Source organism: Blastomonas ursincola (assembly GCF_013607875.1).
Taxonomy (GTDB): domain Bacteria; phylum Pseudomonadota; class Alphaproteobacteria; order Sphingomonadales; family Sphingomonadaceae; genus Blastomonas; species Blastomonas ursincola.
On the sequence record NZ_VDES01000001.1, the window covers coordinates 1,249,675 to 1,273,468 of the forward strand.

The window sequence follows — 23,794 nt, forward strand, 5'->3', positions numbered from 1 at the left end:
CGTTATTCCCGCTTCAACGGCGGCTCGGCGCGCTCGATCAGCTCGCGCGCCTGGCTTGCGAACCACTGACCCGCCGCCGGTGCTTTCACCCCGCGCTCGGGATCGATCGGGCCGGCGGTGCCGCGCAGGCACTCTCCGTCCGATTCGCCCGGCACCTTGATCCACAGAAAGCCATCGACATAGGCTTCGCGCGTGATCAGCGTCGGGCGGCGTCCCAGCCCCCGGCCCGGCGGGTTGCACCAGACCTCGGCATCGCGATAGCGCCCGGCCGGCGGCTTCCACGAACCCAGGCCGTTGCGGCTGGTATCGATCAGCGCGTGCTTCTGCGACTTCGGCGTGCGCTTCAGGCCTCGCTCGGCGAACAGCCGGTCATAGGCGGCATCGATCTGCCTGCGATTGCCGGGCCTTTCAAACGGTTCGGCCGAGAACTGGCTGGGGCAGGCCCGCGGGTCCAGTCCGCCCTGCGTCACCAGCGCGATGCAATTGCTGACCCAGTGCGCATAGGGCACGACGCGCGCATCGCTCTCGAAATTGGAAACGTTGAGGAAGAAGCCCGCGACCTTGTCCACATCGGCGCGGATCAGGCGGCTCGCAATCTCGCCGGGCGCAAGCCAGCTGCTGCCGGTGCCGTCGAGATAGACGCGCGCTCGTGGAAGCGCGCCCAGGATTGCGACCGCGCCGCGCAGCTGGTCGTAGCGCCGCGACGCCGCCGCCTCGTCCTGCCCTTCCGGACGGCACCCTTCGAGATCGCCCGCCAGATTGCGGTGCCAGGGAATGACGCCGAGGCCATCGGGCTCTAGCACGATGATCGCCTGACGGTTGCCGACCCCCCTGGCCAGCCCGGCGACCCAGGCGAGATAGGCCACGCCATCCGCCGCGCCGCCCGCCGAATAGAGCGCACAGTCGCGATAGGGGATGTTGTACGCCACCAGCACCGGAATCTGCCCCTTCGCCGCCGCACGCTCGGTGACGTCGCGGGCCTGGGCCTCGACGATCTCGGGCGTTCCGTAAGCGAGCCAGGTCGCCGAGGGAATGCGCGCCAGAAGCAGCGCGTCCTCGCGGGCAGCGCCCTCGAGCTTCTCGGCAGCTTGAACCGTTGTGCTGCGCTCATCGACGAAGAGCGTCGGCGGTTTGACGGCCGCAGGCGCGATCGCTGCCGGGGCCAGCAGCGCCAGCGCAAAGGCGAGGAATTTCAGTCGCATCACCGCTCCCAGGGGATTTTTATTCTCGCGCGCGAGGATCGGGCCATTGCAGCGGCAAATCAACCGGCGCGCGCCATCAACCACATCCGCTCCGGAGCGATCAGCCCGAAAGGCGCGGTGTTCTCGGGGTGCGCGCCCGCATCGCGATCACCAGCCCGATCATGCCGAGCGCCGCGCCCGCGCCCGCGAGCAGGCTCCAGCGATAGCCCTCGAACAGGGTCGACAGCACCATCGCCACCACCGGCACCAGCACGCTGCTATAAGCCGCGCGTGCCGCGCCGATATCGCGGATCAGCGCGAAATACATCGGGAAGGTGACCACCGACCCCATCAGCCCGAGATAGACGATGCCGCCGAGATAGGCCGGGCGGCTTTCGAACACCGGCGCGCCATAAAGTGCCCAGCCGAGCGCCGCGTTGCCCAGCGCGCCCCACAGCATCGCCCAGGCGAGCAAGCTGAGGATCGGCATCGCCTTCACCCGCTCGGCCGATTGCATGACATTGGCGATCGAGGCGCACAGGATCGCACACAGCGCGAGGCCCAGTCCCTTCATCACGTCCGACAGATCGGCGGGCATCGCGCGATATTCCTGCACGAACAGCAGCGCGATCCCCGCCAGCGCCACCGCCGTACCGACAATGAACCCGCCCGCGATCCGCGCGCCGAGGAAGATGCGCGAGAGCAGCGCGTTGGGCACCATCAGCATCGCGAACAGCACCGCGAGGAGACCCGAGGTGATATAGGCTTCCGAGCGGTAGACGAAGTTGAAATTGGCCGAGAACTGGAACAGCCCCAGCGCCAGCGCGATCAGCTGACCCTGGCGGTCGAGCCGCAGCGGTGCCTTGCGCCACCAGGCGAGCGCGAACATGCCAATCGCCGCCACCGCGAAGCGATAGCTGACCGACCATGTCGGCGGGACGCTGGAAATCTGGTCCTTGATCACCAGCCAGGTCGAGCCCCAGATCAGCGAGACGAGCAGGAACGGCACCAGCACCCGTGCCGAGAGCATCGACGGTTCTTCGGGCGTGTCTGACGCAGAAGCGGGCGCGCTGCTCGCCATTAGAGCGCAGCGATGGCGGCGGCGAGCGGAGCGACGGTCTCGGCGTCCTGATCCCAGGCAGTGACGAAGCGCGCCTCGCCGCCCTCTGCCGTCATCTCGCCCCAGTCGTAGAATTCGAAGCCCTGGCTCCGCAACGATGCTGCCTCGGTCGCGCTCAGCTTGACGAACACCTCGTTCGCCTGAACCGGGTAGAGCAGCCGGTCGCCCGCCGCCTCGGCGATCGCCTGCGCGCCTGCATTGGCGGCGCGCGCATTGGCGAGCCACAGGTCATCGTCGAGCATCGCCAGCAGCTGCGCCGCAAGGAACCGCCCCTTGGATTGAAGCTGCCCGGCGCGCTTGCGCAAATAGGGCAGCTCGCGCGCGAGGCAATTGTCGAACACGATGATCGCCTCGGCGTTCATGCCGCCGTTCTTGACGCAGCCGAAGCTCAGCATGTCGACGCCTGCGCGCCAGGTGATATCGGCCGGATCCACCTCGGTCGAGGCGATGGCATTGGCGAAGCGCGCGCCGTCCATGTGCAGCTTGAGCCCGCGCGCCTTGCAGACCTCGCCGATCGCGGCGACCTCTTTCGGAGAATAGGTCAGGCCATATTCGCTGGCATTGGTGATCGAGACGGCGGCGGGCTGCACCTGGTGGACATCGTCGCGAATCTGGCCAGCGACGCGCGCCACCTCGTCCGCGCTCAGCTTCGCGCCCTCGCCATCGGCCAGGATCAGCTTCGCCCCATGCATGAAAAAGCCCGGCGCGCCACATTCGTCCTGCTCGATATGCGCCATGCGGTGGCAGATCACGCCCTTGTGCGGCGGGCACAGGGCCGAGAGCGCAAGCGCATTGGCCGCAGTCCCGGTCGCCACCCACAAAGCCTTGACCCGGGTGCCGAACAGCTGACTGAACCGGTCGTCGAGCGCCTGGCTGAGCGCATCGCCGTCATAAGGCGAATCGAGCCGGTTGGCAGCGGCGATGGCGTCCATCACGCGCGGGTGAACCGCGGCGGCATTGTCGGAGAAGAATTTCATGGCCGCGTGTGGTAATGCCGCGCGGGCCAAGGTCAAGCGGCTGAAATGTCAGAACCGGTGGTTCCAGCTGAGCGCGAACGACAGCCCGTCATCCTGCACGTCGCGGCTGCCGGTGACCGGCGCATCGATCAGTGCTGCGCCATAGGTCAGCCGCGCCGAGAGCGAGGGCGAGGGCGTCCAGCTAAGCGATGCGCCGATGCTCGCGATCTCGCCCGGCTGCGGCTGGAAGGCGCGCGTCGCGTTGCGCATCACCGCGCCATCGACGAAGACCGAGGGGGTGAAGCTGCCCCAGCGCAGCCCCAGGGCGCCAAGCGCACCCGATCCGATCGTCACTGGCCGCGCCAGCTCGACCGATCCAAGCACGCCGCGATCGGCGAGCACCAGGCTCTCGCGATAACCGCGCACGGTGGCGCTGCCGCCCGCGACGAAACGCTCGCCGGCATAGAGTATGCCGGTGCCATATTGCCCCGCGAGCCGCGCGCGCAGCTCCCAGCCCTTGTCGCCGATTCGCCGGGCATGGCTGATCTGGCCCGAAAAGCTGCGAAAGCGCGGCGAGGGTGCGGCGATGCCGACAATGTCCGATCGGCTGCCGTCGATGCCTTGCGTGAAGCGCGCCTGCGCGATCCACACCGTGCCCGAGCTGCGCCGCGTCCATTCCATGCCGAGCCGCAGCGCCGAATATTCGGCGAGCCCCCGCACCGATCCGGGGCTGAACGAAAAGGGCTCGCCCAGCAGGAAGGTGCGCGTCTCGCGGTGGATCACGCCGGTGCTCAACGTCACCGACTGCGCGCTGATCTCGGGCGTGCCGTCGAGCGCGGCGGGGCTCAGCGGGCGCTGCCACACGGTCAGCGCGAAGCCGCCTTCGACGAACCAGTCGCGCGCGCGGATCAGAAGGTCACGCAAGGGCGCATCGACCACCGCCGCGCGGTTGTATCCGCCGCGCGCCTCGATCCGGAGCGCAGGGTGGAGGAACGGGGCGGCATAATCGACCTGCGCATCGGGGCGACCCGCCGTGAGCCCGGCGTCGAACGCGATACGGTCGCCTGCGAACAGCGCGTTGCGCATGGCCAGACCGCTGCCGAAGCGCCAGCCTCCGACCGCCGGAGACCTGCTGTTGGCAACGCTCGCATACACCGCAAAGCGCGGTGCGGGATCGACCAGCAAGGCGAGCCGCGCCTCGCCGGGGCGCGCGCCGGGCTGGAGATCGGCCTTGACCGTGGCGATCGCATCATCGCTTGCCAGGGTCCGGAAATCGCGCTCGATCGCAAGACCGTTGAGCGGGATCGCGCGTGCCGAGGGCATACGGCGCAGCACATAGGCGTCGCTCAGCCCGCGCCGCTTGCCATCCTGCCATTCGACCGTCGCGCCACCGTCGGTCAGCCTGCCCGCCACCAGCCGCAGCACCAGCGGCGATGCGCCCGCCGGGTCGGTCACGGAATCGATCAGCACGCCCGAATTGACATAGCCGTTGCGGACATAGGCGAGGCTGATCTGCTGCACCGCCGCCGCGATCCGGTCGAGCGGTACCGGCGCGCCGATGAGGCCGTTGGCGATCGCCTGTTGCCGCACCCACTCCCCGTCGAGCCGCTCGCCCTTTGAGTAGCGCACGACAAATCCGCCGAAATCGTGGCCGGTGCTGTCCGCCGTCGCGATCGCGGCGATGTCCGGCTCGGCCTGCACCTCGACCGCGCAATAGGTGACGATGCCGCTCGCCGCCGCATCGGGTGAGGGCGCGCAAGCGGGTGCAGCGCCCTGCAGCACCAGCGCGAGCATCAGGCTCAACGGCAAGCTCCCGAAGGCGCCACGTCAAGCGCATCGAGCGCGAGCGGGCCGACCTGATCGATGGAAAGGCGGCTCACCGACCCGCTGCTGCGCGCCGCGCGGCACTGGCCCGCGAGCACGCCTGCCGCATCGCCGAAGCTGATATCGGGCGTGTCGATGCCGCTGCTGACATTGCCGACCTGGCTGTCGACGACCAGATCGCCATCGACCAGCAGCAGGTTGCTGTTGTCGGCCGAACGGATGAAGAAATCGGTTGCAAGCTGCACGTTCGCGCCGCGCTGCTGGCCCAGCGCCTCGATCCGCGCGCCATCGGCGATCAGCGCATAGGGACGGCTGATGCTGATGCGCCCGCCGGTGCCGGGGCCCGACGAGGTGGCGATCGCCGCAGGCATCGCGCCGCCTGCCAAACGCAGCAGACCGGTCTCGGGCAATGCCAGCTCGATTTGCCCCGCAGCGCCGGTCAGCGCGCTGGTGGTGATCGTGCCGCCCGGCCCCAGGGTGATGCGCGGCGCGCCGATGCTGATATTGCCCGCCGCGCCGCCGCTGCTGGCGGTGTTCGTGCTGGCGATACGACTGCCCTGACCGGTGACAAGCAGCTCCTCCTCCGCCGCAAGTGCGATGCCGCCCGCCGTGGTGGCATTGGCCGAGCTGGTGTTCACTTCCGCACCGTCGCTGAGCATGATCTGGCGGGCAATGAGCGCCACCGTGCCCGCCTGGCCCGGCGCGAGATCGCCCGCATCCGAGCTGATCCGGCTGCCCCGTCCCATCACGATACGGTCGGCGACCACGGTCACCTCGCCTGCTGCACCAAAGCCCTCGGTCGCGGTGGAGATCGTCCCGCCGTTCATGGTCAGCGTTCCGGTGGCCGCGATCAGGACGCGTCCCGCGCGTCCCGGGCCAGGCAGTTCTCGCAGCGAGGGAATGAGATCGGGATCGGCCTCGAAATCCTCGTTGCTGGGCGGAACCAGCAGCTTGCGCGCCGCAGAGCTGATTTCCGCCTCGCCCGACAGCACGATCCGTCCCGCCGAGATCAGGATATCCCCGCCATTGCCGAGGCTCGAGCTGGAGGTAGTGATCGAGGTGATCCCGTCCATCTCCAGGCTGTCGGTCTGGATCACGATCCGCCCGGCATTGCCGGTATAGTCGGCGAGCCGCGTGAACTCCTGTGCGCGCGGCAGTTCGGTTTCCGACGAGATGCTGGGTCCGCCGAACCCGTTGTTGATCAATCGCAGCGTGCCCGCCCGGATCGCGATCGCGCCCGCATCGCCCAGGCCCTGGCTGACCGACTGGATGCCGCCGATCCCGCTCAGCTCCAGCAGGCCCGTGACCGTGATGTCGATGGGTCCCGCTGCGGTCGCACTGTCGGTACTGGTCGAGATGAGGCCGATCTGGACCGCCATGGTGTTCGCGCGGATGGTGATGCTGCCCGGACCCGATGCCGTGCTCGACGAGCTCGAGGCTAGGATCAGCCCCTGGCTTGCCATTTCGAGCCGGTCGACATCGATCAGGATGTTGCCGGTGGTGCCGGTCGGCATGAATGCCCCGCGCGCCTGGAACAGCGTGGTGGAAAGCAGCCCCGTATTGGTCAGCCGCAACAGACCGCCGCGCACCTGGATGTCGCCGACCGAGCGCCCCGGCGCGGACAGACCGGTCGCGGTGACGATGCCCTCGTCGATCTCGATCCGGTCGCCTTCCAGAAAGATCGTGCCGCCGCCGCCCGCCAGCCGGCTTTCGGTGCGGATCGCCCCGCGTTCGCGCACGACAATCTGCCCGGCCCGCACTCGAATGTCGCCGCTGCGCTCGGCAAGGCCCTCGATGCCGCTGACGCGCAATTCGCCGCTGACAAGATCGACAAGATCGGCGCGCAGGTTGATGGCGGGCAGCGCGCCCGCGCTCGCGGTCACGCCAATCTCGCTGAACCTGTCGAACCGTATCGTCCCGGCGACCAGATCGATGCGGCCATCGTCCTGCAGCAGAATGCGGCTGTCGTTAAGCGCAATCCGCCCGCCGCGCAGGCCCTGGTCGGGCGCGGCGGCAATATCCAGCGCGCCCCTGTTCTGGCCGACGGCGCGCAGGCTCGCTTCCGCCGCAAACAGGCTGCTGCTTTCCATGACGATATCGCTCGCCGACAGCGCGATGCGCCCGGCACCGACGCCGCGCGCCACCGCATCGCCCGGGCCCGCGCTAGCTCGCAAGGTTATTGGCGCATTGCCGCCCAGAAAGCCGAAGCGAACGGGATCGGCCATGCTGAAGCTCGACCCCGATGCGGTGCCCGAAACCAGCATCGTGCCATCGGCAAAGCCCAGTTGCTGCGCGGTCGAGAAATGCGCGGTGCCGCCGACATCGATGGCAGCACCATCCCCGAACATGATGCCTGCAGGATTGAGGAAGAAGAAATCCGCGCCCGGCATGGCACTGGTGTCGATCGTGCCTGCAATGAACGAGGTTTCTCCGCCGGTGACCCGATTGATGACGTTGCGGATAGTGAGCGCATCGCTGGCGGTCCAGCGCGCGATATCGCCGGGGCCGAGGTTGAAGCGGGTGAAGCTGTGGAACAGATTGTCGCCCGCGCGCACGCCGCCGCCGATCGTCGTCACCGCGCCTTCAGTGGTTGCAGTGGTGCCGGTGGACAGTTGAGGCAGCGTGTCAGGGGTAATCGTGGTCGGCGGCGCGCCTGCGTCCTGTGCAAAGGCCGGAATGCAGACCAGGGCCAGCGCGGCGCATCCGGAAAGCCAAGCTCTCATCGCCAGCTCCCCACCAACGTGAACGCGCTCCAGATGCCGGGATCGGTCCATTGCCCGTCACTGCCACGCGCCAGCTCGATCTGCGCGAGTTGCAGCGAACGCGCCCGGCCCTCGCCTGCGCGATAATGCCGGTAGAACGCCTCCATCAGCGCCGCCGTGCCCGCATCGCTGACCTCCCAGAGCGAGGCGAGCGCGCTCGCCGCGCCCGCCTCGACTGCCGCGCCCGCCAGCCCCATCGCCTGGTCGTCATCGCCCACTGCGGTCTCGCAGGCGCTCAGCACCAGCAGTTGCAGCCCCTGGCCGCGCAAGCTGTTGGCGCTCAGCATCGCGCGCAGCTCGGGCAGGCTGATCGCCTCACCATTGGCGACGACGAACGAACGTTCGGTGCGCCCGTTGAACGCGGCATGTGTGGCCAGATGCAGCACGCTCGCCGGACGCTTCGCGAGCGCCGCCGCGAGGTCCGCACGGTCGAAATCGGCGAGCAGCACGCCATCGCGCCCCGCCGCCATTGCTGCTTCGGACGCGGTGCCTTCCAGCCGGGTGAAGCGGCCCACGGGCAGGTCGAGTTCCTTTTCCAGCGAGGCGGCGATGATCTCGGGATCGGTATCGCGCGTGCCGGGCGCGGCAAAGCTGAGCGCAGGCACGACCGCGAGCCGCGCCCGCTCCATCAGGAACGTGCCTTGCGCATCCATCAGCGCGGCAAAGCTGATCTGGCGCAAGGGGCCATCGGGCACGACGATCAGCGTCGCGTCCGGCCCGAGCAGCGGCATCATCGGCGCGATCAGCGCGGCATGCAGTTCGCGCGAGGCCGCCTCCCAGTCGCTGCTCGCGCCGCTGAGCGAGGCGGTCATGCGCTGCGCCAGCGCGCCAATGCTGGCGCGATTGCGGCTGCGATCGGGCGGCATCCGGCGATAGCCGCGCGACCTGTCGTCGCCGGTCGCATAAAGCAGCTCGATCCGGTCCTCGAGCAGCAGCGGATAAAGCAGCACCTCGCCCGGCTTGAGGTCGGCAGGGGTGACCGGGTTGCGCAGCGGCACGCATTCCGCGCCCAGGCTGTTCTGCAGTTCGGCGCTGCGATAGGCCTCGGCGATGCGCTGCGCCTGGTCGAGCGTGTTGGTATCGCTGCCCGCCACCGCGAGCGTGGTGCCGATCGCGCGTTCGAACACCGGGCGGACGAGCAGGTCGAACCGGCTCTCCTCAGTCAGCGGATCGACCGGCATCAGCACCGGACGCACCCGTTCCAGCGCGCGATAGGCGGCGATCACATGCTCGCCTGCGCGCTCGGGCTCGGCATCGGCGAGCAGCAGCGCATATTGCGGCAGGTTCTGCGGCAGAGCCTTCTGGCTTTCGAGGAAGATCGCGCGGCGGATCGCGGCATGCGCGGCCTTGCGTTCCCCCCGGGCCAAGGCGACCCGCCCCTGGAGCGCCGCGAGCGTCGCCGCATCGGCTGCGTCCTGACGTGCCAGATCGGCATAGAGTTCGACCGCATCGCGAACCATTTTGGTTGCACCCAACCCCGCATCGTCGGCCAGTATGACCAGCGCGCGGTGCAGCGAGGCGCGATCGCCGGGCTTTTCCACCCGCGCCGACGCCGCCAGCCCCAGCGCGATGCGCGGCGCGATATCGGCCTTGCGCGCCTTTTCCAGCCGCGCCAGCCGCAGCGCCGACAGAGCAATCAGCGCGGGATCATCGGCCTTCACTGCGCGGTCGAGTGCGCAGGCAAAGGCGGCTTCCAGCCTGCGCCTCTGTCCCTCGATATCGGCAGGCGCGCAGCCCTGCGGTGCAGGCGCCAGTGGTGCCGACGCGGCCGAGCGCCGCCGCGTGCCCGGTGCGGCCGGTGGCGCGCCGCCCGCCAGCGCCAGCGCCGCCTCCCACGCAGCGCGCGCGGCGAGCACTCGGTCGCCCGCCTGCTCGGCCAGCACCTGGGCGGTGCGGAGGAAATCCTGCGCGCGCGACTGGCTGCCCGATCGCGCGCGCCGCATCGCCTCGCCCGCGACCAGGCAATATTCGGCAAGTTGCGCAGCGCTGCTGCCCCCGTCCTGCGCTGAGAAAGCGGATGGAGGGTGATCGCCAGGGGCGAGCAGCAATTCGAGCGCCGCGTCTGCGCCGTCATCACCACCGCGCAACAGGCTGCGCGCCCGGCTGGCACGCTCGCTCGCCAGCGGCAGTGCAGCAGCGGGAAGATCGAGCACCGGCCGATCGCACAGGGTGATCGCATCGGGCAGGCGCGCCTCGGCTGTTCCTGGCGCGGCCAGGGCATATGCAACTGCCAGTATCCCGATGCCCGCCATGATCGCCCCTGCCTGGTAACGGCTTGCAGGATAACCGGATTTTCGCTCCGAATGAACGCCTAATGCGAACCTTCGCCGAGCATGGCCTTCAAGCGATAGAGCGCATCGAGAGCATCGCGCGGGCTGAGATTATCGACATCGAGCGCCTGGAGCGCCTCGCGCAGTTCGTCCTTGGCCTCGGGCTCCCTTGCGGCAGCGGCGGCGAACAGCGGCAGATCGTCGAGCCCCGCCGCCAGCCCCCCGGTCGCCTCTCGCCCGGCTTCCAGCTTCGCCAGCACCGATTTCGCGCGCGCGACCACCACCGGCGGCACGCCCGCGAGCTTGGCGACGGCCAGGCCATAGCTGCGATCCGCCGGGCCATCGGCAAGCTCGTGCAGCAACACCAGATCGCCCTTCCACTCGCGCGCGCGGACATGGTGCAGCGACAGCGCGTCGAGCCGCCCGGCGAGCCGGGTCAGCTCGTGATAATGCGTCGCGAACAGGCAGCGGCAGCGGTTGCTGTCATGCACCGCCTCGGCAATCGCCCAGGCCAGCGCCAGCCCGTCATAGGTCGAGGTGCCGCGCCCGACCTCGTCCAGGATCACGAACGAACGCTCGGTCGCCTGAGCAAGGATCGCGGCGGTCTCGACCATCTCGACCATGAAGGTCGAGCGGCCGCGCGCCAGATTGTCCGATGCGCCGACGCGGCTGAACAGCCGGTCGACAATGCCGATCCGCGCCGATCGGGCGGGCACGAAAGCGCCTGCCTGGGCGAGCAGCACGATGAGCGCGGTCTGGCGCAGGAAGGTCGATTTGCCGCCCATGTTGGGGCCGGAGACGAGCCACAGCCGGTCGCGTTCGGACAGGTTCGCGTCGTTGGCGACGAACGCCTGGCCGGATTTTCGCAAAGCTGCCTCGACCACCGGGTGCCGCCCGCCCTCGATCGCGATCTCGGGCGCCTCGGTGAGTTCCGGGCAGCAATAATCGCCCTCCGCCGCCATCTGGGCATGGCCGCAGGCGACATCGATGCGTGCGATCGCAGCGGCGGTGCGCGCGATGCCGTCACGCGCGGCGATGACTTCCTCGCACAAACCTTCGAAATGCGCTTCCTCCGCCGCCTGGGCGTGCGTTCCCGCCTGCGCGATGCGCATCGCCTCTTCGTGCAGCGCGGGCGAATTGAAGCGCACTGCGCCCGCCATGGTCTGGCGATGGGCAAAGCCGCTATCCGCCTTCATCAGCGCATCGGCGCGCGCGGCGGGCACCTCGATGAAATAGCCGAGCACCGCATTGTGCCGGATCTTGAGCGCCTGCACCCCGGTCTGAGCCTTGTAGTCGGCTTCAAGCGCGGCGATCGCGCGGCGGGCATTGCCGGAGGTATCGCGCAAAGCATCGAGCGCGGCATCATAGCCGCGCGCGATATAGCCGCCCTGTTGACGCTCGGTCGGTGGGCTCTCGACCAAGGCGCGTGTCAGATGCTCGACCAGCGCGCCATGGCCCTGCATGTCGGGCAGCAGGCGCTTCAGCAGATCAGGCAGGTCGGCAGCCTTGCCGAGCCGTTCGCGCAACGTCCGCGCCGCACTCAGGCCATCGCGCAACTGGCCAAGATCGCGCGGGGAACCGCGCCCGGCGACGACGCGGCCCAGGGCGCGGGCCAGATCGGGGATCGCCTTCAGCGCCTCGCGCACGCTCTCGCGCAGCAGCGGATCGGCATGGAACCATTGCACCAGCGCCAGCCGGTCGCGGATCGCATGAATATCGGTCAGCGGCGCGCCGAGATCGCTGGCGAGCAGCCGCGCGCCCGCGCCGGTCACCGTGCGGTCGATCGCATGGACGAGCGAGCCGACCCGCCCGCCCTGCTGCGAACTCAGGATCTCGAGACTGTCGCGCGTGGCGGCATCGACCGCCATATGCTGCGCGACCTCGTGCCGGCGCGGCGGCGCGAGGAACGGCATTTGCCCGCGCGAGACATGCTCGAGATAGGCGAGCAGGCCGCCTGCCGCCGCCAGCTCGGCGCGGCTGAAGCTGCCGAAGCCGTCGAGCGTCGCGACGCCGAAATGCGCCTTCAGTCGGCGCTCGCCTTCCAGGCTGGAGAAATCATGGCCGGGGCGCAGGATCGCGGTCTCGGCGAACGGGTCGGCGCGGTCCGATTGGACGAGTTCGCTCGGGGCCAATCGCGCGATTTCGGCGGAAAGATCGGCAGCGCTCGCCTGCATGAGCTCGAACCGGCCGGTCGAGATGTCGCACATCGCCAGGCCATAGCCGCCCTCCGCACTGGCGAGCGCGACCAGCCGGTTCTCGCTGCGCGAATCGAGCAAAGCCTCTTCGGTCAACGTACCGGCGGTGACGAAGCGCACGATCGCGCGCTGGACCAGCGCCTTCGAGCCCGCGCGCGCCTTGGCCTCGGCGGGCGTCTCGGTCTGCTCGGCGATCGCGACGCGGTGCCCCGCCTTAATCAGCCGCGCGAGATAGCCCTCCGCGCTGTGCACCGGCACGCCGCACATCGGCACCGGATCGCCGCCATGCGCGCCGCGCGAGGTCAGCGCGATATCGAGCACCGCAGCCGCGGCCTTGGCATCATCGAAGAAAAGCTCGAAGAAATCGCCCATCCGGTAGAACAGCAGGCAATCGGGCGCCTCGGCCTTGAGCGCATGATATTGCGCCATCATCGGCGTTGCAGCGGGATCGGAAGAGGCGCTCATCGGCTTTCCGTTACCCGAGCCGGAAGCAGCACGGAAGCGCGAGTTTTCCCCAGAACGGATCAAAACCCAAATCCTCCCCCAGCAAGCCGGGGGAGGATTTTAAGGTTGCTTACGCCGCGACCAGCAGCTTCGCCTTCACATCCTCGGCGACGAACGCCGCGCAGCGTTCGCCGATCATGATGCTGGGCGCATTGGTGTTGCCGCTGACGATCTTGGGCATGATGCTGGCATCGGCGACATAGAGCCCGTCCACCCCGCGCAGCCGCAGGCGCGGATCGACCACGCTGGCCTCGTCCGATCCCATGCGGCAGGTACCGACCGGGTGATAGACGGTGTCCGCGCGGTTGCGGATCAGCTCGTCGAGCGCGGCGTCGTTGTAGAGATCGACCGGGTGACGATCGACCGGATCGTAATCCGACATCGGCTGCGTCTCAAAGATGCGGTGCATGAAGCGCACCCCTGCGCGCAGCACTGCCATGTCACGTTCGTCCGCCAGGAAATTGGGGTCGATGCGCGGCGGTGCGGCGGGATCGGCGCTGTTCAGCGTCACCGTGCCCTTGCTTTCGGGGCGCAGCACGCAGGCATGGCACGAGAAGCCATGGCCCTTCACATTCTCGCGGCCATGATCCTCGAGCACGGCGGGCACGAAATGGAACTGCACATCGGGCGCGGGGGCATCGGGCATCATCTTCCAGAAGCCGCCCGCTTCCGCCCAGCAGGTGGTGAGGATGCCAGTGCGCTTGCGGCGATGCTCGAGCACCGCGCGCGCCATGCGGGTGACCCCGGTGAGCGAGCTGCCGAAACTGTCGGTCGATTTGGTCGCGAAACCCGAGACATAATCGATATGGTCCTGCAGGTTCGCGCCGACCTCGCCGCGATCGACCAGCACCGGAATGCCATGCTCTTTCAGCATGCCGCCCGGGCCGATGCCGGAGAGCTGCAGGATCTGCGGTGACCCGAACGCGCCGGCAGAGAGCACGACAGCGGCGCGCGCGAACACCTGCACCACTTTTCCAGCGCGTTCGAACTCGACGCCCTTCGCCCGGCCGTTCTCGACGATGATCCGCCGCACCAGCGCATGCGTGCGCACGTCGAGATTCGCGCGGTCCGCCGCCGGCTCGACATAGGCGCGCGCCGCGCTCCAGCGTTCGCCGTTCTTCTGCGTGGTCTGGTAGATGCCGAAGCCTTCCTGCTTCGCGCCGTTGAAATCGTCGTTCAGCGGCAGCTGCAGCCGCCGTGCCGCCTCGACAAAGGCGTGGCTACCGGGATTGGCCCATTTCTGGTCGACCACCGAAAGCGGACCATCGCCGCCATGATGCGCATCGAATTCGTGCGACGAGCCATAGCGCGCATTGCCTTCCGATTTGCGGAACCAGGGCAGCACGTCCTTGTGGCTCCACCCGGTCGCTCCAAGCGCTTCCCAGTTGTCGTAATCCCAGTGGTTGCCGCGAATATAGACCATCGCGTTGATCGCCGAGGAGCCGCCCAGCCCCTTGCCGCGCGGCTGATACCCGGTGCGCCCATTGAGCCCCGGCTGCGGCACGGTTTCGAACTTCCAGTTGGTGTTCTTCGGCAGGAAAGGCATGAAGCCGGGGGTCTTTACCCGCACGCCGTTGTTGCGCCCGCCCGCCTCGATCAGACAGACCGACAGCGAGGGGTCTTCCGTGAGACGCCCGGCGACCGCACAGCCTGCGGACCCGCCACCGATCACGATGATGTCATATTCGCTCATGCTCTCTCCCATTTTCGTTCTTGGTGCCGATCACGGCAGGGTATTCAATCGCCTCCGCTGGATGACCACCAGATGACCGGCCTCGTCGCTCTCGACCCCGGCAATGTGAAACCCAGCCGTCAGATTGACGATGATCATGCGATTGTTGCTGGCGCGGGTGCGCGTTTCAACGAAGTCGTAGCCTTGCGCCGCCGCCCATTCATGCTGGACCTGCATCAGCCGCGCGGCGATGCCCCGGCCGCGCGCTTCGGGAACGATGCCGCCGAGCCAGGAATAGAGCAGGCTGGGCCCGCGCCGATAGCCGATCTTGAAGCCCAGGACCGCGCCATCATCACCGTGCGCGACGTGCAGCACCGGATCGGCCAGCAGCGGCAGACGGCGCGCGAGATAATCGGGATCGAAGCTGTCGAATATCCGGGCGCACAAGTCGGCGAGCATGGCTTGCTGGCCTCTCACGCTCGCCCCTTCGAAAAGGGTGATAGCCGGCTCGTCGCCCCCGCGCGCCATGCGCCTATTCCGCCGGCTCTAGAGTGACATCGCCGGTTACGCGCGATGGCAACTGCCGTCCCTGCCGCGCGGCCCAGGCGGCCTTGATGCTGTCGCTGGTCTCGCGGCTGTTGTCATGGCTCCAGCCAGGCGGACGGAGCAGATAGGCAAGCTTGTTGCTGAGCCCCGGCGCCGACCACATGTCGCGCGCGATGCCCACCCATTCGTGAAACGCCGCCCAGAGCAGGTTGAAGCTGCCCAGCTGCTTGACGATGCCATAGCGGATTGGCTCGTCGTCGCGCTCGGGCACGAAGGTGCCGAACATCTTGTCCCAGACGATGAACACCCCGGCATAGTTCGAATCGAGATAGCGCGGGTTGATCGCGTGATGCACGCGGTGGTGCGACGGCGTGTTCATCACCGCCTCGAACCAGCGCGGCATCCGCTTCACCGCCTCGGTATGGATCCAGAACTGGTAGATGAGATTGATGCCACCGCAAAAGGCGATCATCAGCGGGTGGAACCCCAGCCAGAACAGCGGCAGGCTGACCAGCAGCCCCGGCGTGAAGAACCCGGTCCAGGTCTGCCGGAGCGCGGTCGACAGGTTATAATGTTGGCTGGAATGATGGATGACATGCGCCGCCCACATCCAGCGGACGCGGTGGCCGAGCCGGTGCACCCAGTAATAGGCGAAATCGTCAAACACGAAAGCGATCGGCCAGGCCCACCAGACGAAACCGATGTCGAACAGGCGATACTGGTACACCCAGAAAGCGATCGCGAGGGCAAGCCCCCCCGTCAGCGCGCCCGCCACGGTGCTGCCCAGCCCCAGGGCGAGCGAGGTCAGCGTGTCGCGCGGTTCATAGGCCCTGCGATCGCGGCGGCGCACCCACCAGATCTCGACCAGCATCAACAGCACGAAAGCCGGGATGGCAAGCTCGGTCGGATTGGGCAGGTCTGGTATCATTGCAAAAGCTTGCTTACATCATTGTCAGCAGCCTGTCAGCATCCTGTTTTGACAGTGCAAGTGAAACATGTCCGAAGCGCGGATCGCCGGTTTCGACTTTCCAGCCCTCGCTGCAACGGTGCGCGCGCAGCGGCCTGGGCAGCACGCGTCCGGCGCAATGCGCGCCATGGCGCTTGAGGATGACGACGCGGCCATCGGTGCCTTCGACGAGCGCCGCCTCGCCATCGTTCGACATCAGCACCGGCCCCGATTCGAAGCCCGCGATCTGCTCCTCGGCGATGCGTGCGGCGTCCGCGGCATCGCCGATCCGGTTCTCGCCCAGCTGGAGCAGCCAGACCAGGCCCGCGACCGCCAGGATCGCGGCGAGCGAAGCGAAAAGCAGCATCAGGTTCATCGGCCATCGTCCCCTATGGCGCCGGTTCTGTGTCCGGTCGGGGTGCAGGATAGCACCGCAGGCGCACGCATGAAAAGGCCAGCAAAGCGCGGCAGGGCTTGATTTGTGCAGCGGGGCATGACAGCGGCTCGCGGACATTTTTCTCGCATATGTGGAAGACCGGGCCGTGGCCGATATTGAACAATTGCAGCAGGATTATCTGGCGCGCATCGCCACTGCCGATCTTGCCGCGCTGGAAGACATCCGCATCGCAGCTTTGGGCAAGCAGGGCGCGATCACCGGGCTGCTCAAGACGCTGGGCGGCATGAGCCCCGAAGAGCGCCAGGAACAGGGCCCGCGCATCAACGGCGCGCGCGAAGCTGTCACCGCCGCGATCGCCGCGCGCAAGGACGCGCTGGAAAGCGCGGCGCTCAACGAACGGCTCGCCGCCGAAGCGATCGACCTGACGCTGCCGGTCGCGCCCTCGCCCCAGGGCTCGGTGCACCCGGTCGCGCAGGTGATGGACGAGCTGGCCGAGATTTTCGCGGATCTGGGCTTTGCCGTCGCGACTGGACCCGAGATCGAATCGGGCTGGTACAATTTCACCGCATTGAACATGCCCGAGACGCATCCGGCGCGCGCGATGCACGACACCTTCTATTTCCCCGATACCGGCCCCGATGGCGAGCCGATGCTGCTGCGCACGCATACCTCTCCGGTGCAGATCCGCACGATGATGGCGCAGAAGCCGCCGATCCGCATCATCGCGCCGGGCCGCACCTATCGCAGCGATTCGGACGCGACGCACACGCCGATGTTCCACCAGGTCGAAGGCCTGGTCATCGACAAGGGCATTACCATGGCGCATCTCAAATGGACGCTGGAGACCTTCGTCCGCGCGTTCTTCGAGCGCGATGATATCGTGCTGCGCCTGCGCCCGAGCTATTTCCCGTTCACCGAGCCCTCGGCCGAGGTCGATGTCGGCTTCACCGTCGAAAAGGGCAAGCGCGTGATCGGTGGCGATCCCACCGGCCCCAATGGCGGCTGGATGGAGATCCTGGGCAGCGGCATGGTCAACCCGAAGGTGATCGAGCATTGCGGGCTCGATCCCGATGAGTGGCAGGGCTTTGCCTTCGGCTGCGGCATCGACCGCCTGGCGATGCTGAAATACGGCATGGACGACCTGCGCGCGTTCTTCGATGGCGATCTCAGGTGGCTGAAGCATTACGGCTTCTCGTCGCTCGATGTCCCCACGCTGAGCGGAGGAGTCGGCGCATGAAGTTCACCCTCTCCTGGCTGAAAGAGCATCTCGACACCGATGCGAGCCTCAATGAAATCACCGACCGGCTGACCGCGATCGGGCTCGAGCTCGAAGGCGTGGAAAACCCCGCCGATGCGCTGCGCCCGTTCCGCGTGGCGAAAGTGCTCGAGGCCGGCCCCCATCCCAATGCGGACAAGCTGCGGCTGCTCAAGGTCGATGACGGTTCGGGCGAACCCTGGCAGGTCGTGTGCGGCGCGCCCAATGCAAGGCAAGGCCTGGTCGGCGTGTTCGGCCCGCCGGGAACCTATGTCCCCGGCCCCGCCTTCACGCTGAAGCCCGCGAAGATCCGCGATGTCGAGAGCTTCGGCATGATGTGCTCGTATCGCGAGCTCGAGCTCGGCGAGGACCATGACGGCATCATCGAGCTGCCCGAGGACGCGCCGGTAGGCACCAGCTTTGCCGATTATGCCGGGCTCGACGATCCGGTGATCGAGGTCTCGGTCACGCCCAATAAGCAGGACTGCATGGGCGTGCGCGGAATCGCGCGCGATCTCGCCGCATCGGGCATCGGCACGCTGAAGCCGCTGTCCGAGGTCTATCGCTCGGGCGTCGATCCGGTCGAGGGCAGCGGCGAAGCGCCCGATGTGCGCACCGACGATAGCGCCGGTTGCCCGGCCTTCTATGCGCAGAACGTCTCGGGCCTGAAGAACGGTGCAGCGCCCAAATGGATGGCGGACCGGCTGAAGGCGATCGGGCAGAAGCCGATCTCGGTGCTGGTCGATATCACCAATTTCGTCTCGATCGACCTCGGCCGCCCACTGCACGTCTATGACCGCGCCAAGCTCTCGGGCGGTCTCGTCGCGCGCAAGGCGAAGGACGGCGAAGAAGTGCTCGCGCTCAACGGCAAGACCTATGCGCTCGACGCCAGCATGACCGTGATCGCCGACAGCGCGCAGGTGCACGATATCGGCGGCATCATGGGCGGCGAGGATTCAGGCGTGTCCGACGACACCACCGACGTGCTGATCGAGTGCGCCTATTTCGACCCCGAGCATATCGCCCGCACCGGCCAGAAGCTGATGCTGACCAGCGACGCGCGCCAGCGGTTCGAGCGTGGGGTCGACCCGGCGTTCCTCGAACAGGGCCTCGCCATCGCGACACGGCTGGTGCTCGAGCATTGCGGTGGCACGGCGAGCCCGGTGACCCGCTCGGGTGCCGCGCCGGTCGAACCGCGCACGGTTGCTTACGACCCCGCCTATTGCGCGGCTTTGGGCGGCATCGATGTGCCCGCCAGCGAGCAGCAGGCGATCCTCGAGCGGCTGGGCTTCGGTATCGACAGCAGCGCCACCCCCTGGACGATCACTGTCCCGAGCTGGCGACGCGATGTCGCGGGCAAGGCGGATATCGTCGAGGAAGTGGTGCGCATCACCGGCATCGATGCGATCCCCTCGACCCCGCTGCCGCGCCTGCCCGGCGTCGCCCGGCCGACCGCCAGCCCCGCGCAGTTGCAGGAGCGCCGCGTGCGCCGTCTCGCCGCCGCGCGCGGGCTCAACGAGGCGGTGAACTGGTCGTTCATCTCGGACAAGGAAGCCGCGCCCTTTGGCGGCGGCGGCTGGGTGCTGGCCAACCCGATCAGCGAGGACCTGAAGGTCATGCGCCCGTCGCTGCTGCCCGGCCTGCTCTCGGCCGCCAAGCGCAATCTCGATCGCGGCGCGGGCTCGGTCCGGCTGTTCGAACTCGGCCGTCGCTATTTCAAGGCCGAGGATGGCACCAGCCTCGAACGCACCACGCTGGGCATCGTGCTGTCGGGCGACAAGACCCCGCGCGACTGGCGCAGCGGCAAGGCGCAGGCCTTCACTGCGCATGACGTGAAGGCCGAGGTGCTGGCATTGCTCGATGCCGCAGGAGCCCCGGCGGCCAAGCTGATGGACTTCGCTCCCGATTCCGCAGGCCCAGGCGATCACTATCACCCGGGGCAAGCGGCGACGCTGCGGCTGGGGCCGAAGAACGTGCTCGCCGCGTACGGCACGCTGCACCCCTCAACCGCGCGCGCGTTCGGCTTCAAGCCGGTGCACGGGCCGGTGATCGTGGCCGAGCTGTTCCTCGACACGATCCCGCTGAAAGCCCGCGGCTCGGCGATGCGCGAAGCCTATGCGCCACCCGCACTGCAGGCGGTGACGCGCGATTTCGCCTTCCTGGTGGATGCCAAGCTGCCCGCTGGCGATCTGGTGCGCGCGGTGAAAGGCGCGGACAAGAAGCACATCACCGATGCCCGCGTGTTCGACAGCTTTGCAGGCCAGGGCGTGCCCGAGGGCAAGCTCTCGCTCGCCATCGAGGTGACGCTGCAGCCGGTGGACAAGAGCTTCGGCGACGATGAGCTGAAAGCCATTGCCGATGCGGTGGTCAAGGCGGCGGCCAAGCTCGGGGCGGAGCTGCGTGGCTGACCTGGTCACACTGCGCTCCGACGCGCTGACCGCCAGCATCCACCCGCTGGGGGCGGAGCTGTGGTCGCTCAGGGACGCAGAAGGCCGCGAGCTGATGACTGATGCCGACCCGGCCTTCTGGGCGGGCCACGCGCCTCTGCTCTTCCCGATCGTCGGCGCGCTGGCGGGGGATGAATATCGGCTCGGCGAGCGCCACTTCGCGATGCCGCGGCATGGCTTTGCCCGGCGGTCGGAATTCGCGCTAGTCGAGGCGGATGCATCGAGCGCGCTGTTCCGGCTCGAGGCGAGCGAAGCCAGCCGCGCTATCTATCCGTTCGACTTCCGGCTCGACATGGCCTTCGCGCTGACCGGCGCGACACTTGCAATGACCGCGACGGTGAGCAATCGCGGCGATACCCCGATGCCGTTCAGCTTCGGCTATCACCCGGCCTTTGCCTGGCCGCTGCCCTATGGCGGCGCGGCGGAGGATCACCGGATCGTCTTCGACTGCGACGAACCCGCCCCGATCCGGCGGCTCGACCCCGCCACCGGCCTCGTCGCGCCCGAACCGCAGCCCGGCCCGGTCGAGGGCAAGGTCTACGCGCCGACATATGCCGATTTTGAGGCCGACGCGCTGATCTGGGACGAACTGCAAAGCCGCTCGCTGATCTATGGCTTACCCGGCCAGACGCGCCTCCGCATCGATTTTCCCGACGCGCCGATGCTCGGCATCTGGCAGAAGCCCGGCGCGCGCTTCCTGTGCATCGAACCCTGGGCCGGGATCGCCGACCCGCTGGGCTTCACCGGCGATTTTGCCGACAAGCCCGGCGTGATGACGCTGGCACCAGACGCACAGCAGCGTTTGCGGATGGATGTGACGCTGCTAGAGAGCTAGCCCATTCCGGTCCCCTGCGCATGCAGGGGCCCATCTTCTGCCCCTTGTTTCCGGATGAGCCGTCCGGAGATGGGTCCCCGCCTTCGCGGGGAACCGACATCAGCAAAGCCCCGATATGACCGCCCTCAACCGCCGCACCTTCGCCATCATCTCGCATCCAGACGCAGGGAAAACCACGCTCACCGAAAAGCTACTGCTCACCGGCGGCGCGATCCATCTGGCGGGCGAGGTCAAGGCACGCGGCGCGGCGCGGCGGGCGCGGTCGGACTGGATGAAGATCGAGCAGCAGCGCGGCATCTCGGTCACCTCGTCGGTCATGACCTTCGAGCGCCAGGGCATCACCTTCAATCTGCTCGACACGCCGGGCCATGAAGACTTTTCTGAAGACACCTATCGGACGCTGACCGCAGTCGATTCCGCGATCATGGTGATCGACGCCGCCAAGGGCATCGAGCCGCAGACGCGCAAGCTCTTCGAGGTGTGCCGCTTGCGCTCGGTGCCGATCATCACCTTCGTCAACAAGGTCGACCGCGAGGGCCGCGACCCGTTCGAGCTGCTCGACGAGGTCGCCGATGCGCTGGCACTGGATGTCTGCCCGATGAGCTGGCCGGTCGGCATGGGCGGCCAGTTCGAGGGCGTGTACGATTTCGCCCGAAACCAGCTGATGCAGCCCGAAGGCCCGTCGCGCGAATACGACGGATCGGTCACGCAGCTTTCCGGTCTCGATGATCCGGCGCTGGCCGACAAGCTTTCCGCGCAGGCGCTCGAACGGCTGACCGAGGAAGCTGAGCTCGCCCAGGGCGGCTATGCAAGCTTCGACCTCGAAGCCTATCGCCATGGCGACCTCACCCCGGTCTATTTCGGCTCGGCGCTCAAGCGCTTCGGCATCGAGGAGCTGATCGACGCGATCGCGACGCACGCTCCGCCGCCGCGCAGCCAGCCCGCCGAACCCGAATCGGTCGATCCCACGCGCAAGGACGTGACCGGCTTCATCTTCAAGGTGCAGGCGAACATGGACCCGCAGCACCGCGACCGCATCGCGTTCATGCGGCTGGTCTCGGGCACGTTCAGGCGCGGCATGAAGCTGGTGCCCTCGGGCCATGGCAAGCCGATCGCGGTGCACTCGCCGATCCTGTTCTTCGCGCAGGACCGCGAGCTCGCCGACGAGGCGCTGCCCGGCGACATTATCGGCATTCCCAATCATGGCACGCTGCGCGTCGGCGATACGCTGTCCGAGAAGAACGACGTGCGCTTTACCGGCCTGCCCAATTTCGCACCGGAAATCCTGCGCCGTGTCCAATTGAGGGACCCGACCAAGACCAAGCAGCTGCGCAAGGCGTTGGACGATCTGTCCGAAGAGGGCGTGATCCAGGTCTTCTATCCCGAGATCGGCAGCCAGTGGATCGTCGGCGTGGTCGGCCAGCTGCAGCTCGAGGTGCTGATCAGCCGGCTCGAGGCCGAGTACAAGGTCGAGGCGGTGCTCGAAATGGCGCCGTTCGATACCGCGCGCTGGCTGAACGGCCCGGCCGAGGCTCTGGAAGCATTCAAGCGCATCTCGATGAACAACATGGCCAAGGACCGCGACGGCAACCCGGTGTTCATGGCGCGCTCCGCCTGGGATGTCGGCTATCAGCAGGAAAAGAACCCCGAGCTGACCTTCAGCGCGACGCGCGAGCGCTAAAACACGGTTGCAGCGCCGCAGCGCTGCGCTAAGGCAGGGCCATGGCGTCGCGCACCAAGGTTTCTCCCGACACGATCAAGCATATCGTCGAAGAGGCGAGCACCATCGCCATGGCCGCATTCGCGCGCGCGGGCGGCGATCTGCAGGTCTGGGACAAGGTGCCCGGCGAGCCGGTGAGCGAAACCGACCTTGCCGTCGACAATTTCCTGCGCGAGCGGCTGGGCGCGCTGGTCCCGGATGCGGGCTGGCTGTCCGAAGAGACGGCGGACGACACCGCCCGGCTCGATTGCGGGCGCATCTGGCTGGTCGATCCGATCGATGGCACCCGCGATTTCGTGCGTGGGCGCACCGGCTGGGCGATCTCGGTCGCCTTGGTCGAGGATGGGCATGTCGTGATGGGCGTGCTGGCCGCCCCGGCGCGTAACGAATACTGGATCGGCGCACGCGGACGCGGCGCGTTCCTCAACGGCAAGAGGCTGAAGGCCAGCCGCCGCACCGATTTTCCCGGCTCGCGCGTGCCGACCGACAGCCTGCCCAAGGCGGATATCGACCTGACGGTGGTGGAAAAGCCGAACAGCATCGCGCTGCGCATGGCGATGGTCGCCGACGACCGCGCCGACCTGCTCGCGACGCTGCGCTGGGGCTATGAATGGGATATCGGTGCCGCGGCGATCATTGCCGAAGAGGCGGGCGCGCGGGTCACCGATGCACTGGGCGGCGAACTGCGCTTCAACAAGCCGCGCGCCAATGCGTTCGGGGTGCTGTGCTGCGCACCGGGCATTCACGCCGCCGCTGTCGAGCGGTTGCGTGAACGCGCGGTGCGATTGTCGGCGGGCGGCGGTTAACCTTCCGTCAAAGCCTGCGGCTTCTCAGCCTCGTCATAAGGCGTGGTCAGATACAGGCCCGTCGTCCCGATCAGCGTCAGCACGATGAACCCGGCCTGGGTGAGGCTGATCGACTGGCGGAACACCAGCCAGCCGATCACCGCCACTGCCACCACGCCGACGCCCGACCAGATCGCATAGGCGATGCCCATCGGAATGCGGGTGAAGGCAAAGGCGAGCAGCCAGAAGCACAGGCCATAGCAGCTCATCGAGGCCATGCCGAACAACGGCTTGCTGAACCCCTGCGAGGCCTTGAGCAGGCTGGTGCCTGCAATCTCGCAAAGGATGGCCAATGCCAGCAGCACCCATGCATTCATTA

General features: G+C 67.7%; 17 protein-coding genes. 5 read left to right on the forward strand and 12 right to left on the reverse strand.

Annotated elements, in window-relative coordinates; genetic code table 11:
• Positions 1-2: 2 nt before the first annotated feature.
• From FG486_RS05800 to FG486_RS05850, 11 genes are all read right to left on the reverse strand, one after another.
• Entirely contained in the window at positions 3-1,202 is a 1,200-nt protein-coding gene (locus FG486_RS05800; RefSeq protein WP_181266765.1) for a glycoside hydrolase family 6 protein, read from the reverse strand.
• A gap of 100 nt (positions 1,203-1,302) precedes the next feature.
• Positions 1,303-2,211, reverse strand: coding sequence for a DMT family transporter (locus tag FG486_RS05805; protein ID WP_241695585.1), 909 nt, complete (start codon positions 2,209-2,211; stop codon positions 1,303-1,305).
• Between the two features lie 50 nt (positions 2,212-2,261).
• The gene (locus tag FG486_RS05810; protein ID WP_181266767.1) at positions 2,262-3,278 is read right to left on the reverse strand and encodes a threonine aldolase family protein; all 1,017 of its coding nucleotides are present in this window, start codon (positions 3,276-3,278) and stop codon (positions 2,262-2,264) included.
• 48 nt (positions 3,279-3,326) lie between these two features.
• On the reverse strand, positions 3,327-5,051 hold the full coding sequence (locus FG486_RS05815) for a ShlB/FhaC/HecB family hemolysin secretion/activation protein (RefSeq protein ID WP_241695636.1): 1,725 nt from the start codon (positions 5,049-5,051) through the stop codon (positions 3,327-3,329).
• A gap of 5 nt (positions 5,052-5,056) precedes the next feature.
• Positions 5,057-7,804, reverse strand: a complete 2,748-nt coding sequence (locus FG486_RS05820) for a two-partner secretion domain-containing protein (protein ID WP_181266769.1) — start codon at positions 7,802-7,804, stop codon at positions 5,057-5,059.
• A complete protein-coding gene (locus FG486_RS05825; protein WP_181266770.1) occupies positions 7,801-10,095 on the reverse strand; it encodes a CHAT domain-containing protein in 2,295 nt (764 codons plus the stop codon). The genes FG486_RS05820 and FG486_RS05825 overlap by 4 nt, the downstream gene beginning before the upstream one ends.
• A 59-nt stretch (positions 10,096-10,154) precedes the next feature.
• The gene (mutS, locus tag FG486_RS05830; RefSeq protein WP_181266893.1) at positions 10,155-12,740 is read right to left on the reverse strand and encodes a DNA mismatch repair protein MutS; all 2,586 of its coding nucleotides are present in this window, start codon (positions 12,738-12,740) and stop codon (positions 10,155-10,157) included.
• 142 nt (positions 12,741-12,882) lie between these two features.
• Complete coding sequence (locus tag FG486_RS05835; RefSeq protein ID WP_181266771.1) at positions 12,883-14,505, reverse strand: GMC family oxidoreductase; 1,623 nt, start codon at positions 14,503-14,505, stop codon at positions 12,883-12,885.
• Between the two features lie 30 nt (positions 14,506-14,535).
• The gene (locus FG486_RS05840; RefSeq protein WP_171007829.1) at positions 14,536-14,961 is read right to left on the reverse strand and encodes a GNAT family N-acetyltransferase; all 426 of its coding nucleotides are present in this window, start codon (positions 14,959-14,961) and stop codon (positions 14,536-14,538) included.
• Between the two features lie 55 nt (positions 14,962-15,016).
• Entirely contained in the window at positions 15,017-15,955 is a 939-nt protein-coding gene (locus tag FG486_RS05845; protein WP_066274565.1) for a sterol desaturase family protein, read from the reverse strand.
• Positions 15,956-15,971: 16 nt separating this feature from the next.
• Positions 15,972-16,352, reverse strand: a complete 381-nt coding sequence (locus FG486_RS05850; protein WP_060980331.1) for a hypothetical protein — start codon at positions 16,350-16,352, stop codon at positions 15,972-15,974.
• Between the two features lie 166 nt (positions 16,353-16,518).
• Between FG486_RS05850 and pheS the strand changes: the two genes are divergently transcribed.
• From pheS to FG486_RS05875, 5 genes are all read left to right on the forward strand, one after another.
• Positions 16,519-17,610 carry a phenylalanine--tRNA ligase subunit alpha gene (gene pheS, locus FG486_RS05855; RefSeq protein WP_181266772.1) on the forward strand — a complete coding sequence of 364 codons (1,092 nt, stop codon included), beginning with the start codon at positions 16,519-16,521 and terminating at the stop codon, positions 17,608-17,610.
• On the forward strand, positions 17,607-20,036 hold the full coding sequence (pheT, locus tag FG486_RS05860) for a phenylalanine--tRNA ligase subunit beta (RefSeq protein ID WP_181266773.1): 2,430 nt from the start codon (positions 17,607-17,609) through the stop codon (positions 20,034-20,036). Before pheS ends, pheT begins: the two co-directional genes overlap by 4 nt.
• Entirely contained in the window at positions 20,029-20,910 is an 882-nt protein-coding gene (locus FG486_RS05865) for an aldose 1-epimerase family protein (protein WP_338401580.1), read from the forward strand. The genes pheT and FG486_RS05865 overlap by 8 nt, the downstream gene beginning before the upstream one ends.
• Positions 20,911-21,025: 115 nt before the next feature.
• A complete protein-coding gene (locus FG486_RS05870; protein ID WP_181266775.1) occupies positions 21,026-22,591 on the forward strand; it encodes a peptide chain release factor 3 in 1,566 nt (521 codons plus the stop codon).
• Positions 22,592-22,632: 41 nt separating this feature from the next.
• A complete protein-coding gene (locus FG486_RS05875; protein ID WP_023839072.1) occupies positions 22,633-23,436 on the forward strand; it encodes a 3'(2'),5'-bisphosphate nucleotidase CysQ in 804 nt (267 codons plus the stop codon).
• On the opposite strand, the gene FG486_RS05880 is transcribed toward FG486_RS05875, so the two are convergent.
• Entirely contained in the window at positions 23,433-23,792 is a 360-nt protein-coding gene (locus FG486_RS05880; RefSeq protein ID WP_181266776.1) for a DMT family transporter, read from the reverse strand. The two genes, FG486_RS05875 and FG486_RS05880, sit on opposite strands and share 4 nt — an antisense overlap.
• Positions 23,793-23,794: the final 2 nt, after the last annotated feature.

Bases quoted from the DNA above. Each gene is read 5' to 3' on its own strand.
- FG486_RS05825 (WP_181266770.1), bottom strand. From the start codon at position 10,095: ATGGCGGGCATCGGGATACTGGCAGTTGCATATGCCCTGGCCGCGCCA.
- FG486_RS05875 (WP_023839072.1), top strand. From the start codon at position 22,633: ATGGCGTCGCGCACCAAGGTTTCTCCCGACACGATCAAGCATATCGTC.
- FG486_RS05820 (WP_181266769.1), bottom strand. From the start codon at position 7,804: ATGAGAGCTTGGCTTTCCGGATGCGCCGCGCTGGCCCTGGTCTGCATT.
- FG486_RS05805 (WP_241695585.1), bottom strand. From the start codon at position 2,211: ATGCTCTCGGCACGGGTGCTGGTGCCGTTCCTGCTCGTCTCGCTGATC.
- pheT (WP_181266773.1), top strand. From the start codon at position 17,607: ATGAAGTTCACCCTCTCCTGGCTGAAAGAGCATCTCGACACCGATGCG.
- FG486_RS05850 (WP_060980331.1), bottom strand. From the start codon at position 16,352: ATGAACCTGATGCTGCTTTTCGCTTCGCTCGCCGCGATCCTGGCGGTC.
- FG486_RS05835 (WP_181266771.1), bottom strand. From the start codon at position 14,505: ATGAGCGAATATGACATCATCGTGATCGGTGGCGGGTCCGCAGGCTGT.
- FG486_RS05880 (WP_181266776.1), bottom strand. From the start codon at position 23,792: ATGAATGCATGGGTGCTGCTGGCATTGGCCATCCTTTGCGAGATTGCA.
- FG486_RS05870 (WP_181266775.1), top strand. From the start codon at position 21,026: ATGACCGCCCTCAACCGCCGCACCTTCGCCATCATCTCGCATCCAGAC.
- FG486_RS05815 (WP_241695636.1), bottom strand. From the start codon at position 5,051: ATGCTCGCGCTGGTGCTGCAGGGCGCTGCACCCGCTTGCGCGCCCTCA.
- mutS (WP_181266893.1), bottom strand. From the start codon at position 12,740: ATGATGGCGCAATATCATGCGCTCAAGGCCGAGGCGCCCGATTGCCTG.
- FG486_RS05800 (WP_181266765.1), bottom strand. From the start codon at position 1,202: ATGCGACTGAAATTCCTCGCCTTTGCGCTGGCGCTGCTGGCCCCGGCA.
- FG486_RS05810 (WP_181266767.1), bottom strand. From the start codon at position 3,278: ATGAAATTCTTCTCCGACAATGCCGCCGCGGTTCACCCGCGCGTGATG.